Annotated in this window: 16 protein-coding genes and 1 tRNA gene; 8 read left to right on the plus strand and 9 right to left on the minus strand. The window is 61.9% G+C overall.

The annotated features are described in order from the left end of the window. Positions 1-67 precede the first annotated feature (67 nt). Positions 68-1,453: an oxygen-independent coproporphyrinogen III oxidase gene (hemN, locus tag R8871_RS13515; protein WP_175050928.1), complete on the minus strand. Its 1,386-nt coding sequence runs from the start codon at positions 1,451-1,453 to the stop codon at positions 68-70. A 234-nt stretch (positions 1,454-1,687) separates the two neighbouring features. Between hemN and R8871_RS13520 the strand changes: the two genes are divergently transcribed. The 3 genes from R8871_RS13520 to R8871_RS13530 all read left to right on the plus strand — a co-directional run bounded on the left by R8871_RS13520 (position 1,688) and on the right by R8871_RS13530 (position 3,621). Then, a complete protein-coding gene (locus tag R8871_RS13520) occupies positions 1,688-2,017 on the plus strand; it encodes a YkgJ family cysteine cluster protein (RefSeq protein ID WP_175050929.1) in 330 nt (109 codons plus the stop codon). 94 nt (positions 2,018-2,111) lie between these two features. Continuing rightward, entirely contained in the window at positions 2,112-2,705 is a 594-nt protein-coding gene (locus R8871_RS13525) for a DUF1439 domain-containing protein (RefSeq protein WP_054037362.1), read from the plus strand. A gap of 79 nt (positions 2,706-2,784) precedes the next feature. Beyond that, the gene (locus R8871_RS13530; RefSeq protein ID WP_175050930.1) at positions 2,785-3,621 is read left to right on the plus strand and encodes an undecaprenyl-diphosphate phosphatase; all 837 of its coding nucleotides are present in this window, start codon (positions 2,785-2,787) and stop codon (positions 3,619-3,621) included. An 84-nt stretch (positions 3,622-3,705) separates the two neighbouring features. On the opposite strand, the gene trmB is transcribed toward R8871_RS13530, so the two are convergent. Further along, the gene (gene trmB, locus R8871_RS13535; protein ID WP_175050931.1) at positions 3,706-4,500 is read right to left on the minus strand and encodes a tRNA (guanosine(46)-N7)-methyltransferase TrmB; all 795 of its coding nucleotides are present in this window, start codon (positions 4,498-4,500) and stop codon (positions 3,706-3,708) included. 397 nt (positions 4,501-4,897) lie between these two features. Here trmB and R8871_RS13540 point away from each other — a divergent pair, with 397 nt between their 5' ends. Beyond that, the gene (locus R8871_RS13540) at positions 4,898-5,281 is read left to right on the plus strand and encodes an aggregation-promoting factor C-terminal-like domain-containing protein (protein WP_175050932.1); all 384 of its coding nucleotides are present in this window, start codon (positions 4,898-4,900) and stop codon (positions 5,279-5,281) included. 3 nt (positions 5,282-5,284) lie between these two features. Beyond that, a complete protein-coding gene (locus R8871_RS13545; RefSeq protein ID WP_175050933.1) occupies positions 5,285-5,764 on the plus strand; it encodes a hypothetical protein in 480 nt (159 codons plus the stop codon). A gap of 181 nt (positions 5,765-5,945) precedes the next feature. Here the strand turns inward: R8871_RS13545 and R8871_RS13550 are convergent. From R8871_RS13550 to R8871_RS13565, 4 genes are all read right to left on the minus strand, one after another. Continuing rightward, positions 5,946-6,019, minus strand: a tRNA-Gly gene (locus R8871_RS13550). A gap of 86 nt (positions 6,020-6,105) precedes the next feature. Then, the gene (locus R8871_RS13555; protein ID WP_093638987.1) at positions 6,106-6,669 is read right to left on the minus strand and encodes a YggT family protein; all 564 of its coding nucleotides are present in this window, start codon (positions 6,667-6,669) and stop codon (positions 6,106-6,108) included. A gap of 216 nt (positions 6,670-6,885) precedes the next feature. Then, the gene (locus R8871_RS13560) at positions 6,886-7,206 is read right to left on the minus strand and encodes an EthD family reductase (protein ID WP_054037420.1); all 321 of its coding nucleotides are present in this window, start codon (positions 7,204-7,206) and stop codon (positions 6,886-6,888) included. Positions 7,207-7,283: 77 nt separating this feature from the next. Further along, a complete protein-coding gene (locus R8871_RS13565) occupies positions 7,284-8,222 on the minus strand; it encodes a Rossmann-like and DUF2520 domain-containing protein (protein WP_175050934.1) in 939 nt (312 codons plus the stop codon). Positions 8,223-8,990: 768 nt separating this feature from the next. On the opposite strand from R8871_RS13565, the gene R8871_RS13570 reads away from it, so the two are divergent. Then, entirely contained in the window at positions 8,991-9,296 is a 306-nt protein-coding gene (locus tag R8871_RS13570; RefSeq protein ID WP_175050935.1) for a hypothetical protein, read from the plus strand. A gap of 162 nt (positions 9,297-9,458) precedes the next feature. After that, positions 9,459-10,424: a threo-3-hydroxy-L-aspartate ammonia-lyase gene (locus tag R8871_RS13575; RefSeq protein WP_175050936.1), complete on the plus strand. Its 966-nt coding sequence runs from the start codon at positions 9,459-9,461 to the stop codon at positions 10,422-10,424. Between the two features lie 80 nt (positions 10,425-10,504). On the opposite strand, the gene R8871_RS13580 is transcribed toward R8871_RS13575, so the two are convergent. Beyond that, complete coding sequence (locus tag R8871_RS13580) at positions 10,505-11,182, minus strand: LysE family translocator (RefSeq protein WP_175050937.1); 678 nt, start codon at positions 11,180-11,182, stop codon at positions 10,505-10,507. Positions 11,183-11,315: 133 nt separating this feature from the next. Further along, positions 11,316-12,884, minus strand: a complete 1,569-nt coding sequence (locus tag R8871_RS13585; RefSeq protein WP_175050938.1) for a UbiD family decarboxylase — start codon at positions 12,882-12,884, stop codon at positions 11,316-11,318. A gap of 607 nt (positions 12,885-13,491) precedes the next feature. Here R8871_RS13585 and R8871_RS13590 point away from each other — a divergent pair. After that, positions 13,492-14,673 (plus strand): lytic transglycosylase domain-containing protein, encoded by a 1,182-nt coding sequence (locus R8871_RS13590; RefSeq protein ID WP_175050939.1) that lies wholly within the window; start codon positions 13,492-13,494, stop codon positions 14,671-14,673. A 116-nt stretch (positions 14,674-14,789) separates the two neighbouring features. Here the strand turns inward: R8871_RS13590 and R8871_RS13595 are convergent, their stop codons facing one another. Continuing rightward, a complete protein-coding gene (locus tag R8871_RS13595; protein WP_175050940.1) occupies positions 14,790-15,995 on the minus strand; it encodes a pyridoxal phosphate-dependent aminotransferase in 1,206 nt (401 codons plus the stop codon). Between the last annotated feature and the right edge of the window lie 62 nt (positions 15,996-16,057).

Below are 16,057 nucleotides of genomic sequence, written 5' to 3' on the forward strand. Positions count from 1 at the left end.
AAGACGCAGATTATGGCGGAAAATTCGACGACGGGCAAGCCGGTCGCTTCCTTCGCATGCTCCGCCCTCAAACCGTGCGTGAAAAACGTTCGAGCGTTTGCTGACCGAGATAGCGGTCGAACACCATCGCGACGTTGCGCACGAGCATGCGTCCGGCCATCTGCACTTCGAGCTTGCTGCCGCTCACCGACACCAGCCCATCCTGCTCGAAGCCGCGCAAGCGCTCCAGTTCCGGCTCGAACGTATCGGCGAAGCGGATGCCGTAGGCCGCTTCGAATTCATCGAAGCGCAATTCCAGATTGCACATCAGTTGCGTGATTACATCGCGACGCAGACGGTCGTCCGCAGTGAGGCGCATGCCGCGCGTGATCGCGAACTTGCCCGCATCGATAGCCGCTGCGTAACCTGGCAGATCCTTCGCGTTCTGTGCGTACACGTCGCCGACTTTGCCGATCGACGACGCGCCGAAGCCGATCAGATCGCATTCCGCCCGTGTGCTATACCCCTGAAAATTCCGATGCAACGTGCGCCGTGCCTGTGCGCGCGCAAGTTCGTCGGTGGGGAGCGCGAAGTGATCCATGCCGATGTAGACATAGCCCGCGTCGGTCAGGCGCTCGACTACTCGCTGGAGGATCGCGAGGCGTACGGCAGGCGAAGGCAGCGTGGCCTCATCCATCTGCCGTTGCATCTTGAAGAGCTGTGGCATGTGCGCATACGCGAACACTGAAAGACGATCGGGTGCGAGTTCGATCATTGTGTCGAGCGTGCGGCTGAAGCTATCGACCGTTTGATGCGGCAGCCCGTAAATCAGATCGACGCCGATCGAGTGGAAGCCGGTATCGCGTGCGGCTTGCATCACCGACGCAGTCATCTCGAGTGGCTGAATGCGATTGATTGCCTGCTGCACCACCGGATCGAAATCCTGCACACCGAGACTGAGCCGGTTGAAGCCGAGCGTGCGCAAATGCGCAATGGTCTCAGGCGAGGCTTCGCGCGGATCGACTTCGATGGAATATTCGCCTTCGGTGTCGGGAAGCAAGGTGAAGTGCTCGCGCGCCGCGACCATCAGTTCCGCCATTTCATCGTGTGAGAGGAACGTCGGCGTGCCGCCGCCCCAATGCAATTGCGATACGGGCCGTCGCGTGTCGAAATGCGCTGCCTGCAAAGCCATTTCGCGCTTCAGGCGCTCGACATAGGGCCGCGCGTGCGCGCGGTTTTTTGTGGCGACCTTGTTGCAACCGCAGTAGAAGCACACGGTGTCGCAAAAGGGGATGTGGAAGTACAGCGAGAGATCGGTGGAGGAAGCGCCCGGGTCTGCGGCGGCGCGTAGATAGCCGGCGGGATCGAAATCGTCGCGGAACTGCAAGGCGGTGGGATAGGACGTATACCGTGGACTGTTCGCGCTGTATTTGGCGAGCAGGTCCGGGCGGAATAGTGTGTTGGCGGTGGTCATGAGTGGCTCAAGTTTGACGGCCACCGTGGAAGAGGCGAGAGCCGGAGGCGGTTCGCAGCACCGGTTCGAACAGCGCAAACGCCTCTTGAGCGTGGCCTTTCGTATCCAGCAAGTTTACGTGAGTGACCCTTCGCGTAATTGTGTAAAAAGGTCGCACGGGATGCGATGGCACAATGCGGGTCTGGCGCTGCGTTGTATGTTGTGTCGCCTGTTTTCGAGTTCAGGAAAAATGTCGTGAGTGATGTGCCGAACAGCGTTGTGAAGCGCGAGTCCCCGTTCCATGTGGCCGGTCATGCGTGCCGCCCCGATTGCGGCGCGTGCTGTATTGCGCCGTCGATTTCGAGCCCGATCCCCGGCATGCCGAATGGCAAACCGGCGGGCGTGCGCTGCGTGCAACTCGGCGATGATCTGCGCTGCGCGATCTTCGGTCAGCCGGAGCGGCCTGCGTGCTGTTCCGGTCTGCAACCGCAGATGGAAATGTGCGGCACGAACCGCAACGAGGCGCTCGCGTGGCTCACCCAGCTTGAAACGCAGACTCAACCGCAGCCGGCGGTGCGCCGATAGCGCGCGGCAACGAACCGCAGCGTCGTTCATTGATCTGAATCAGAACGACCCAACACAACCGCATGCTCGAGAAGGCTTCCACAGGAGATTTCGCATGACTCGACCCGCTGCGCCGACCCGGCGCCGCTTCCTGCTTGCCGCGCTGACAGGCTGCACCGCGCTTGGCATCACCGTGTCGCTGGCGGCCTGCGCGACCTCGACTTTCCCGTTCATCCCCTCGCATTACACGTTCTCGCAGCAGCAGGTGCAGGACGCGGTGCAGCGCAAATTCCCCTATCAGCGCACGGTTTCGCAAGTGTTCGACGTCGCGCTGACCAATCCGGTGGTCGGCTTCCTTCCGGACGCGAACCGCGTCTCGGTGAAGCTCGACGCCAGGCTCGCGAGCCCATTCATGCCGCAGCCGGTCGACGGCGTATTCACGCTGTCGAGCGAACTGGCCTACGACGCCGCCAGCAAATCGGTCGTGCTGAAGTCGCCGAGCGTCGACAACGTCAGCGTGAGTGGCCAGGCGCAGGCCTACACGCAGCAGATCAATGCCGCGGCAGCCGTGCTCGCCACGCAGTTGCTGACCAACTATCCGATCTACACCTTCAAACCCGAACAACTGCAATTTGCCGGGGTGAATTACGAACCCGGTACAATCACCATCCTTACAAACGGCATACGCGTGCAAATCGTCGAGAAATGACGCTGCGCGCGGCCGGCGGGGCCGCGCACACCGTGCTGACCCTGTTCGTTTCGACTAACTACAGCGATGAGGGTCACGGATGGACTGGCTATTGGCTTGCAAGGCGCTGATTCTGGGCGTCGTCGAAGGGTTGACGGAATTTTTGCCGGTGTCGAGCACCGGCCATTTGATCGTCGCGGGCAGTCTGCTCAATTTCACGGATGAACACGCGAAAACCTTCGATGTCGTGATCCAGCTCGGCGCGATTCTGGCCGTGTGCTGGGAGTTCCGGCGCCGCATCGGCAGCGTGGTGGTCGGCTTGCCCAGCCGACCCGACGCAAGGCGCTTTACGCTGAACGTGATCATCGCGACGATTCCGGCGGTCGTGCTCGGTTTACTGTTCGAGAAAGCGATCAAGGCGGCACTGTTTTCGCCCGTGCCGGTCGCGTTCGCGTTAGTGGCGGGCGGGGTGGTGATTCTGTGGGCGGAAGCGCGTCAGCGCACGCGAGGCGACGTGGCGGCACGGGTTCAGCACGTCGACGATCTGAGCCCGCTGGATGCGTTGAAAGTCGGCCTCGCTCAATGCTTTGCGTTGATCCCGGGTATGTCGCGCTCGGGTTCGACGATCATCGGCGGGATGTTGTTTGGTCTCGACCGGCGCGTTGCTACGGAGTTTTCTTTCTTCCTCGCGATTCCGATCATCTTCGGCGCGACGGCTTACGAGCTCTACAAAGACTGGCATCTGCTGTCCGTCGACGCGCTTGGCAGTTTCGCGCTCGGCTTCGTGGCGGCTTTCATCAGCGCGTTCGCCTGCGTGCGCTGGCTGCTGCGCTACATCGCCGCGCACGATTTCACCGTGTTCGCGTGGTACCGGATCGCCTTCGGACTGTTGATCCTGCTGGTGGGTTACAGCGGCGCGTTGAGCTGGGCGGATTGAGTCTCCGTTTATCTTTCGCGTCATGAAAAAAGGTCCGCGTTTGCGGACCTTTTTGCTTATGTTGAGCGCAACTACAGCGTAGTTTTATGCCGCGCCGCGCTTCCTGAACACCAGATCCCACACGCCATGCCCGAGTCGCAGCCCGCGGCGCTCGAACTTCGTCACCGGACGATACTCGGGACGCGGCGCGTAGCCGTCCGCGGTATTTTCCAGCGCAGGATCGGCGCCCAGTACTTCGAGCATCTGCTCGGCGTAGTTCTGCCAGTCGGTCGCGCAATGCAGATAGGCGCCCGGCTTCAGACGCGAAACCAGCAACGCGACGAACTTCGGCTGGATCAGCCGGCGCTTGTGGTGGCGCGCCTTGTGCCAAGGATCGGGAAAGAAGATATGCACGCCGTCGAGGCTGTCCGGCGCGATCATCTGCTCAAGCACTTCGACCGCATCGTGCTGAATGATGCGGATGTTGGAGAGCGTCTGCTCACCCATCAGCTTCAGCAGCGCGCCGACGCCTGGCTCGTGTACTTCGACGCCGAGGAAGTCGTCGTCGGGGCGGTGCGAGGCGATCTCCGCGGTGGTCGCACCCATTCCGAAGCCGATTTCCAGCACACGCGGCGCGGCGCGGCCGAACACGCTACTCCAGTCGGGTTGTTCCGGCGTGAAGGGCACGACGAAACGCGGACCGAGCTCGTCCATTGCGCGACGCTGGCCGGTCGATACGCGGCCAGCACGCGTGACGAAGCTGCGGATGCGGCGTCGATGCAGGGTTTCTTCTTGCCGGGTGTCGGCAGTCGCGTCGGCGTCGGTCGATTGGCCTTCTGCTTCGGTGGAAGGCGGCGGGAGTTCGTCGGGCAGGCCGGCGTCGTTTGGATCGTGGATCATTGTCGATACTGCTACTAGGGTGAGGGCTTGGCGGCTTGCATGGCGTGTTGCGAGGCGCTTTTTGCGTTTGTGCTTACGCTTGCGCGGCATGAGCCGCTGTTCGCAGGCGCGGTTTGCTCGACTCGCTATGCTGGGCCGCTGCCACTACAAAAAAGCCGCCTTCATGGGAGGCGGCTCGTGCTGGATTCTGCTGACGGTTCAGCAGGAAGGTGGAGCGGGCGTTGCAAGTGCGCGTAAGGTAGCACACCCGAAAAGGGTGCGTCCAGACGGTGGCTGGCTTCGGTTGGCGTGGAAACTGGCATGAATATTACATTTTCATAACTATGACAGCTATTCGTATGATTTAATCGCGTTGTAAGTCAACCAGTTGCAGCGATTATCAAAGCGAAAATCCACTATGGGCAAACACGCACACAATCATCGTCAGGCTAAACCCGCCAAAACCGCTTGGGTTGCCGTCGATCCAACTGCCGTTCCAACTACCTCTCAGAATGCACTTCGCAAAGCCATGGCCGTTGAAGGCGTGGCGCTCACGCAATTCAACGATTTATTGTGGTTAATGGCGCAGGAGTCCGGTGGCATGGTGGACGCGCGCAACGAGAAGCTGTGCGCACGCGGGATGTACCAACTGTTGCCGCCCCAATATGAATTGAATCCGAATGGCGAAAAATCTTTCGGGAATGCGGTTGAAGAATGTCAGGGCGGGATTCGCTATATTCTCGGGCGATATCACACCGCTGCATCAGCGCGGCTCGTATGGGAAGCAAACCACTGGTGTTGAGAATTGAACAAGTTTCTATTGATGGGCTTCGTTTCGGCCATGTGCTGGGTGGGTGTCGCGCAAGCCGCTGATGCCGGCGTGCCGCGTTTCGACGACTTCGCGGTCAGCGACACCTTTACGGGCAAGGCGGCGAAAGTACGGCTCGTATCCGCGGACGACAAGGAATATGCGACCCGTATCCGCGAAGCCAGCCGGCAGAAGCCGAATTTTGCCGGGCACTACGTGCTGGCAAGCTGGGGCTGCGGGGCGTCCTGCGTGTCCAGCGTGGCGATCGACGCGAAGACCGGTCGCGTCACGTGGCTGCCGTTTACGGTGTGCTGCTGGGACGTGGATGTGCAGGAACCGATCGAATTCCGGCGCGGCAGCCGCCTGCTGGTGGTTCACGGCAGCAGGAATGAAGCGGGTAGCGGGACGTACTACTACGCGTTGGACAAAGACGAATTCAAGCTGGTCAAGGCGGTCGAGAAGGCAGCGAAGAACTAGCGGCGGCTCGTGCGATGGCGCGTTGACGCCACGCGGGCTCATCTTGCGCTTGTGCGGCTTCTCGAATGGCACACGGGGAAGGAGTAGCGGGTGGGGAATGCAGCAATCGCTGCAATGTGCGGCAGATTCAGATCCTTTCGCAAAATCGCCCGGTCAATTGCCAGGCTGGCTGAAAAGAATCTGGAGCGGGCGATGGGAATCGAACCCACGGCTCTAGCTTGGGAAGCTAGGGTATTACCATTATACGACGCCCGCAGAGCGCACGATTCTACTCGGGAAGGGGCGGTTAGCGCAAATCGCGCTGCCACCACCCTTGTTCCACAAGGCGCACGGCGCGCCGTTCAGATCACGAAGTAGGTCAACTGAACGGCCGCACGCGTGACCACCATCAGCAGCACCTGCACGATCACGAACAGCAGGATCGGCGAGAGGTCGATCCCGCCGAGTTGCGGCACCACACGGCGCAGCGGATTCAGGAACGGCGCGGTCAGCTGATACAGAATCGGCATGGCCGGCGAGCGCGGATTGAGCCACGACAGCAGCGCCATCAGGATCGTCATCCAGATGATGAGGTTCAGCGCCCATTTGATGACGGTCAGTACAGCAACGATCAGCAGCGTCGGCACGAGCGTGAGCGGATCGGCGCCCGTGAGCACCACCATCAGCACCACATAAACGATGGCAGCAATCAGCGCTGCGACGAGACTCGCCCAGTCGATGTTGCGGGTGCTGTGCAGAATGTGCCGCAAAGGCAGCACGATCCAGTTGGTGGCTTGCAGCACGGCGTTCGTCACGGGGTTGTACGGCGGCATGCGCACGACCTGCAGCCATGCGCGCAGCAGCAGCGCGGCGCCGAACAGCGTAAAGACGGTATTGAGCAGAAAACGGGCGATATCGCCAAACATCTCGTGTCCTTATCCTTCGGAAGGCGGCCGTCGATCGGCCGCAGGGTGCCGGCGCTGACCGATCGGTGCGCCGGCGGGTTCATTTGGATTGCCTGCGCCGTTCCCGGGGGAGAGCGCGTTACGCGTCACAAATGGGGACGCAGTGCTTCAATTTCCAGATGCTCGAGTAGGCCAATCGGCGAACTGCATGCCGCCAGACCACACCCGCACGGGATATCACACAGAAATCTTGATTTCGCTGATCAGAATCGTACCGTTGCCGCCGTCGGTGTAATTCGGGATGTCGGCAACCAGCTGCTCCGAGGCCGACTTGAAGACTTTGTAGAAGTCGTCCGTGCTATCGAACAGGAAGTGGCCTGCGGCGACATACGGCGGCGGCGTTCCCGGCGGCCCGGCATTGATGCCGACGTCGACCGACCAGCCTCTCAGCGACGGCCCGAACAACCTGGCCGCGAGCGGCATGTGCGTGACGCAGTAATAGTCCACGTCGAAGTGGCCGTTTTCCCGATACGGATAAAGGATGCTGACCTTGATCATTGTGCGTTCTCGTCTGTTGGTCCCGAAGCGCGGCGCTGGTGGATTGCGCGCGGCGCCGGACGTCACATTATCACGGCTTACTTGACGCTTGCACCTGCTGCGGCCTGATTCAGCGACCGGTTAAGCGATTCTTCCACTGCCTCGGCAATCGTCTCGATCGCAGCGGGCGGTTTCGCGCGACGTTCGGCCAGTCCGACCGCGCGCCGCGTCAGCAAACCGTACAGCGCGGCATGATCGCCGCCAAGGCCTTCGAGCAACGCCAACTGCTTTTCCACAACGCCCGTATCGCCGCGCGACACGGGGCCGGCGAGCGCGTTGGGCAGGCCTTTGTCGCGGGCGGTTTCGATGGTGCCGGAGAGCATCGGCAGTAGCGCGCGTAGCGCGTCGTCTTCGGCAAAACCCAGCGTGCGCCACAGCGCGACGCATTCAGCGAGGCTGCACAGCGCGAAGCTGGCGGCGTAATGTGCGGCGGCGTGGTACAGCATGCGGCCGCCCGCTGGAATCGACAGCGGATGGCAGCGCAGGGCGACGGCCAGCGCCGTCAGCGCCTCCATGAGCGCGCCGTCGGCCTCGATCGTCACCGAGCAGCCGGCGATCCGCTCCATGTCGGCGAGATCGCCGCTAAAGAGGTAAAGTGGGTGAAAGCCGCCGATTGAGGCACCCTGGTCGCGCGCCGGAGCCAGCAGTTCCACGGGCGAGGCGCCGCTGCAATGCACGAGCGCTTTGCCGTATGAGCCGCTTGCCGCGTCTGCCGCGAACCGCAGTGTGTGCGCTGTCGTACCGATGCTGTCGTCGGGAACGGCTAAAAAGACGATATCGGCTGCGTCGACAACCTGTTGTGGATCGTCGAACGCAGCGCAATGTTCGATTTGACTGGCGAGTCGGCCGGCCGAGGCCGCCGAGCGGCTCGCCACCGCCGTGACCGGATAGCCGGCGCGTGAAAAGCTCAGCGCGAGACAACGCGCGAGCCGACCCGCACCGATGAAGCCGAGGCGCGGCAGGGAGGGCTGGGACATAGTTGCGTGCTCCAGGCGGGATACTTGAACGGGAATGCTGCAGTATCGCGCATCCGTCCGGCAGTAGTGTGTCCCGGTGTGGGTATTCCTCTGATCAGTCCGCGCGCGATATGGCGCGTCCGGTCGGTCATCCGGCCACACACGCCCCGCGGGTCCGAAAACTGCTCACAATTTCCTTCATGAGCCGGTTTTGCAGTTGCTGTTCTGGGTTTTTCGTCTCGCAGTCAGATTCGGGAGGTAACGATGAATATTTTTTCTTACCGAAAGCACTTGCGGTTCCTGACGCACTCGCAGCGCCGTCGCTGGTGGGATCAGAAAAAGCGCCTGACGCCACGCGTGCGCATCAGTGGCGCGTACGTTCCGCCCAACGTCTCCCGAGAATTCGCCTATGTGAAGGTAGGCTGACAATACCGTTTGCTGATGGGTAAGAAATGCCCGGTGCGATTGCACCGGGCATTTTTCATTTGGGCCGTCAGGATTGAAGCTAATTTGTAATCAAAGATTACTGACAAGTGAGAAACGGGAGCCGCAAGACCCGCAAGGCAGTGGGTTCACGCGCGTTTCACCGCTGGCAAACCCTTAGTTCTCAGTCTGTTGCGCGGCGTGCGCTGGCGGCCTCGCGTCGGCGGACTTTCCGACCTATTGCCGCCAATTGCAATTTGCAACAAATGCGAACATCTATGCATGGTCTTTTTCGATACATTGAATTCATAGCATGCAAGGCATGCGAAGTCGGCGACCTTAGTGGGCCGCGCCAGGAGAATAAAAGTGAAAAAGATCGTTCCGTTTGTCGTTGCCGCCGCGCTCGGCGTGGGGTTCGCTACTGCTGCTGAGGCGCACGTTTCCGTAGGTATCGGTATTGGCATTCCGGTGGCACCCGCGTATCCGGTTTATGCCGCGCCGCCACCGGTCTATTACGCGCCGCTGCCTCCGCCGGTAGTGTATGCGCCGGGCTACTACGCACCGCCGCCGGCAGTCGTGGTGGGTGGGTACTACGGTGGCTATGGCCGTCCTTATTATCACCACGGCTACTACGGTCGCGGTTACTACGGCCACGGCTACTATCGCCGCTAATCGCAAGAAAGCGCGCAGAGATGTTTTGACGGCGTAACGCCGGCTTGATCGCCGGGTTACGCCGTTTGTGTTTCTACTGCTGCGACATACCGAGCGGCATATCAAAGCATCGTCGAAGCTGGGAGAATGGCTGTTTCGCCACCGCTCTGGAGAGTTTCGTCAATGCAAGCGCTTCCCGCTCCCACTTTCGACGACGTACTCGACGCCGCTGCGCGTCTCGAAGGCGTCGCCCACCGCACCCCCGTTCTAACCTCAAGCACGTTCAACGAGCGCACGGGCGCGTCGGTGTTCTTCAAGTGCGAGAATTTTCAGCGCATGGGCGCGTTCAAGTTTCGCGGCGCCTACAACGCGATTTCGCACTTCGACGCGGAGCAACGTAAAGCGGGGGTGTTGACGTACTCGTCGGGCAATCACGCTCAAGCGATCGCGCTGTCGGCGCGTCTTGCCGGGATTCACGCCACGATCATCATGCCGCACGACGCGCCCGCCGCCAAAGTCGCGGCGACCAGGGGCTATGGCGGCGAAGTGATCAGCTACGACCGCTACACTGAGAATCGCGAAGAGATCGGCCGGCGGCTCGCCGAAGAGCGCGGCATGACGCTGATTCCGCCGTACGACCATCCGCACGTGATCGCCGGGCAGGGCACGGCGGTCAAGGAGTTGATCGACGAAACCGGCCCGCTCGACATGCTGTTCGTGTGTCTTGGCGGCGGTGGACTGATTGGCGGTAGCGCGTTGTCGGCGGCTGCATTGAGTCCGGCGTGCACCGTCATCGGCATCGAACCCGAAGCGGGCAACGACGGTCAGCAATCGCTCGCACGCGGCGAGATCGTGCATATCGACACGCCGCGCACGATTGCCGACGGCGCTGCTTCCACGCATCTCGGCGACTACACGTTCGCGATCATCCGGAAGCTGGTCGCGCAGATCGAAACGGTCAGCGACGAACAGTTGATCGAGACCATGCGTTTCTTCGCGCAGCGCATGAAGATCGTGGTCGAGCCGACTGGTTGCCTCGCCGCGGCCGCCGTGCTCAACGGCATCGTGCCGGTGAAGGGCAAGCGCGTGGGTGTGGTGGTGAGCGGGGGCAACGTCGATCTGGCGAAGCTGGCGCAGTATCTCGCCTGATACGCTGCTTGATCGTTATTGCGCTGCACTGCGCACGTTGAAATTGAGGGAAGACGGCTCGCGAAGGCGAGCCGTTTTTTCTAGCTGGCCACCTGTGCGGTTTGCACAATCAGATCGCGATAGCCGTTCACGATCACGCTATACGAGAAGTACGCGAACAGCAGCGCCGACAACACATGGCACGCGCGCAGCAAACCGGTGCCGGCGCGTTTGCGTCCATGGCTGCCGAGTCCGCAGATAAAGATCGTCCAGCACAAGCCGCCGAGGAAGAAGCCGCCGAGAAATACCGGTGCAGTCGTCGCGCTGGTGGCGCCGGCTTTTGCGATCAGCGCACCCCCGACTGCGGCGAACCACAGAATCGCTGACGGCGATGACATTGCCAGCAACGCGCCGCGCAAGAAACCGCGCCACGGGGAAAGATGCGGCGCATTGGCATCCGCTTCGCCGGCAACTGCAGGCGCCGTCGCGGGGAACAGCGCCTCACGCGCCATCTTCCATGTGAGAAACAGCAGGACCGCCGCGCCACCGATCCACACGACCCAGCGTACCGATTCGAACTGCAGCAGCGCAGCCATTCCCGCGAGCGCGAGCGCCGCGTAAACGAGATCGCCGAAACAGGAACCCAGGCCCAGCCAGAAGCCCGGTTTGAAGCCGTGCGACAGCGTCAGCGAAATCATCGCGACGTTGACAAGACCGATGTCCAGACACAACGACAACGACAGAAAAAAGCCATCCGACATCATTGAAAAGGCATGCATCCGCGCAACTGCTCCATCAGTTTTGTTATTCAGACTTGTTCAGGCGCGAGCGATCCGGCTGGTGAACGGATCGCTTCGATGCCGACAGAATCAGGAATTCAACGGTGTGACCGGTGTGATTCGGGGCCTGTTTTTACAGCCCCAACTCACTCCACAAGGTGTCGATGCGTTTTTTGACCGCGCCGTCCATCTCGATCGGGCGGCCCCATTCGCGATCGGTCTCACCAGGCCATTTGTTGGTGGCGTCGAGTCCCATCTTCGATCCGAGACCTGCCACCGGCGAGGCGAAATCCAGATAGTCGATCGGCGTGCGATCGACCAGTACGGTATCGCGCGCAGGATCGATACGCGTGGTGATGGCCCAGATCACTTCCTTCCAGTCACGGATATTCACGTCCTCGTCGACCACGACGATGAACTTCGTATACATGAATTGCCGCAGGAAACTCCACACGCCGAACATCACGCGCTTGGCGTGACCGGGGTAGCTCTTCTTCATCTGCACGATCGCCATCCGGTAGCTGCATCCTTCGGGCGGCAGATAGAAGTCGGTGATCTCGGTGAACTGCTTCTGCAACAGCGGCACGAACACTTCGTTGAGCGCGACGCCGAGCACGGCGGGCTCATCGGGCGGTTTGCCAGTGTAGGTGGAGTGATAGATCGCGTCGCGCCGCATAGTGATGCGCTCGACCGTGAAGACGGGAAACCACTCCTGCTCGTTGTAGTAGCCCGTGTGGTCGCCATAGGGGCCTTCCAGCGCGTGTTCGTAAGCGGCGGACGCGCCCTTGGCTGGACGCGGCGGCGCGCCAGCGGGAGCAGGCGAAGGCGTGCCTTCCTGCGGATAGATGAAGCCTTCCAGAACGATTTCCGCGCGCGCGGGCACCTGCAAACCGTCGACGCCCGGCGTGATGCACTTCGCGAGTTCGGTGCGGCCGCCGCGCAGCAACCCGGCGAACTGGTATTCGGAGAGCGTGTCGGGCACCGGCGTCACCGCACCGAGGATGGTCGCCGGATCGGCGCCCAGCACCACGGCCACGGGATACGGCTTGCCCGGATTCTGCAGCGCGAACTCGCGGAAATCGAGTGCGCCGCCACGATGCGCGAGCCAGCGCATGATCAGTTTGTTACGCCCGATTAGTTGCTGGCGATATATGCCTAAATTTTGTCGGCTCTTATTCGGGCCTTTTGTGACGGTCAGGCCCCATGTGATCAGCGGCCCTGCGTCGCCCGGCCAGCAGGTCTGAATCGGCAGCTTTGCGAGGTCGACGTCGTTGCCTTCCCAGACGATTTCCTGGCATGGCGGCGCGCTCACCGTTTTGGGCGCCATATCCCACACCGCCTTCGCGAGCGAGAACAGTTTGCCGGCGTCCTTGAGCCCCTTCGGCGGCTCCGGTTCCTTCAATGCGGAGAGCAGGCGGCCGACGTCGCGCAGCGACTCCAGTGCGGCGCCATCGCCTTCGCCTGGTTGCGCGTCGATCCCCATGCCGAGAGCCACACGGCGCGGCGTGCCGAACAGGTTGCCGAGGACCGGAAACGCGTGCTGCTGCTGGCTCTCGAACAATATCGCCGGACCGCCGGCGCGCAGGACGCGGTCGCACAGTTCGGTCATTTCCAGGACGGGCGAGACGTTTTGCGAGATGCGGCGCAGTTCACCGATCGTTTCGAGACGGCCGACGAAATCGCGCAGGTCTTTGTATTTCATCTAGTGCGGTAGAGAGCCGCGCAAGCGGCAAAAAGGTAGGGCGCCGCAGGGCTTCGCGGTGCCAGAACGATTGTCGATTTTACCTGTGTTGGCAGCCGCACGTAGATTGGCCAAACGGCCGACTTCGGGAAGACTAATTGAGATAGCTCAAGAAGCGCGCACCGCGCGGTTCTTAACGGACTGAACACTGTTCATTATTACAATTAGTTATACATTTGCCTATCTATAGTGTTGACGATCTATAAAACCCTGCATAGAATCCGTCCACATTGGTTGCAGGGCGTGAACGTTTTTACCGCCGCCCCGGTCCCTTCAGACGCAACGCGTCACCGCTTACCGACTCCCTGCACGGTATTTGACGGTCTTACTGAAGTCCTCGCCAGCGCCTGTTGACGCTGGTTTTTCGCGTGGGAGCCTCCGCCTGCATGTTTTTTTGGCATGCCGCGGGCCTCTTTTCAAGATGGCTCCCCACAAACGGTATTTGCCGTTTTCCCGACGTCGCTGCTGCCCTAACCAGACAGAGCGCGCGATGTCTTGACTCTGCGAATGTGTGTTACCGCCTGTTCGACTGGCGGAGTTCGCGGATCATGCAACATGGGAGATCTGAATGAACGCCTGGTTATCGTGGCGTCCCGATGAACGTATTGCGCAAGTTGTGCGTGGTGCGTTGCGTCGCGGGACGCGAATGAGTCATCACCTGTTCAGCATTGTCGGCGGAATCGCTGTCGTGCTGGCGCTCACGCTGTGGCTGATGCCGGCCTTGCGCGGCACCCTTGCCGCCAAGCTGATGCCGGTCATTGCCGCCGCTGTGCAAGCCGGTCCCGCCCGTCTGCTGCAGGGCCACCCGCTGCCGGCTTTCGGGCCCCCTGGCGCGTCCTCTGACGACTCGCTGTCCGCGAATTCGACCAGCAGTGATGCCGCGAGCGGTGCGAACAACGGCAACAACGGCGTCACCGCCAGCAATACCAGCTACGACGGCGCCTTCGACGGCACCGGCACGTCCGGTATGGGCGTGGCTGCATTGAACGGCCTCGACCCGCGCACCATGCAGAGCGTCTCCGCGCTGGCACGGCTGATCCCGGCGCAGCGCGTCTCGGCTGATGCACGCGACGATCGTGTGCTCGTTTCGACCCGCGAGCAGGATCTGGTTTCGTCTTACCTCGCGCGGCGCTATCGCGTTGCTCAGGAGCCCGTTAGCGAGCTCGTGAAGGCTGCGTTCGACACCGGCCGCGAAGTCGGTCTCGACCCGCTTCTCCTGCTGTCCGTGATGGCAATCGAATCGGGCTTCAACCCGTACGCCGAGAGCGGCGTGGGCGCGCAGGGCCTGATGCAGGTGATGTCTAAGGTTCACTCGGACAAATTCCAGTATTTCGGCGGCCAGAGCGCGGCGCTCGAACCGGTTGCGAACATCAAGGTGGGCGCGCTGGTGCTGAAGGATTGCATCGCACGCGGCGGTTCGCTGCCAGGCGGTTTGCGTCTCTACGTTGGCTCGACCTCGCAGGACGACGGCGGCTACGGCGCCAAGGTGATGGCCGAGCGTGGCCGTCTGCGCGATGTGGCGCGTGGCCGCAAGGTGCCGATCAACGCACCGCAGGCTCCGGTTCTGACGGCGTCGAACACGACTCCGGCTGCAACGGCATCCACCAACGGCAAGCGCGTGCAGATGACGCTCGATGCCGGTCATCCGCTGAGCGCGGCAGCGCCGGTCAAGACGCCGGTGTCCGAGCAGGACGACGCCAGTTCCAATGCGACCAAGCACGTGGCATCGGCCTCGGAGCTGGGCGCTTGAGGTTGACGTAACCCGGTTTGCCCGGCACGCGAGAGCGGCCGGATACAAAAAAAGGACACCCGCGGGTGTCCTTTTTCTTTTGTGGCTTGCGTCCGTACTCTGATGCCTCTATCCAGTCAGTGCCGTCCGAAAAGCTTCGCCAGCCGCTCGACCGCCTCTTCCAGCTTCGGCAGGGCGGTTGCATACGAGAGCCGGATGTAGTCCTTCGGCGCGTGCGTGCCGAAGTCCATACCGGGCACGAGCACCACGCCCGCGTCGTGCAGCATCGCTTTGGTGAGCGCCGCGCTGTCCCCGGCCGCCTGATGCGCGACCGTGCGGCAATCGGCGTACACGTAGAAGGCGCCATCCGGCATCACCGGCACCGAGAAACCCAGCGATTCGAGCGCCGGCGCAATGAAGTCGCGGCGGCGTTTGAATTCGAGGCGGCGCGCTTCGTAGATGGCGATCGTGTCCGGTTCGAAGCACGCCAGCGCCGCGTGCTGTGCGAGCGCCGACGCGCAGATGAACAGATTCTGCGCGAGCTTTTCGAACGCGCCGACCATGCCGGGCGGCACCACCAGCCAGCCCAAACGCCAGCCGGTCATGTTGAAGTACTTCGAGAAGCTGTTGACGGTAATGACGTCGTCACCAAACGAGAGCGCCGAGACAGGCTTCGCGTCGTAGCTCAGGCCCTGGTAGATCTCGTCGACGATCGTAAAGCCGCCGCGCGCCCGCACGGCCTTGACGATGCGTTCGAGCTCAGCCGGTTCGATCGACGTACCGGTCGGGTTAGACGGCGACGCCAGCAGCACGCCGCGGGTGTGCTCGTTCCACAGGCGTTGGACGTCGGCGGCGGTCAGTTGAAAGCGTTCGGCCGGCCCGCTCGGCACCATCACCGGCTTGCCTTCCGCTGCGATCACGAAGTGGCGGTTGCACGGATAGCATGGGTCGGGCATCAGCACTTCATCGTCGCGATCGACCAGCGCGGCGCAAGCCAGCAGCAACGCAGCGGAAGCACCGGCGGTGACGACGATCCGCGCCGGATCGACGTTGACGCCGTAGAAGTCAGCGTAATGCGCCGAGATCGCCTCGCGCAGCGCGTGCAGGCCAAGTGCGTTCGTGTATTGCGTGACGCCGCGGCGCAGGGCGCTCGCGGCCGCTTCGATGACCGGCTCGGGTGCGGTGAAATCGGGTTCACCGATTCCCATGTGGATAATGTCGCGCCCATCGCGCCCATCGCGCTCGAGCAGCGCGGCTTCCTTGGCCAGTTCCATCACATAGAAAGGCTGGATGGCGTCAACGCGGGCAGCAAGCCGCACCAAGGGTTCGGTCACGGAGTTCATACGATCAAATCCAGTTCAGAAGCAACAGCGGGACGGCGCATGGCGCGCCCGTCCCGCCTCAA

Source organism: Paraburkholderia sediminicola (genome assembly GCF_902859805.1).
Classification (GTDB): domain Bacteria; phylum Pseudomonadota; class Gammaproteobacteria; order Burkholderiales; family Burkholderiaceae; genus Paraburkholderia; species Paraburkholderia sediminicola.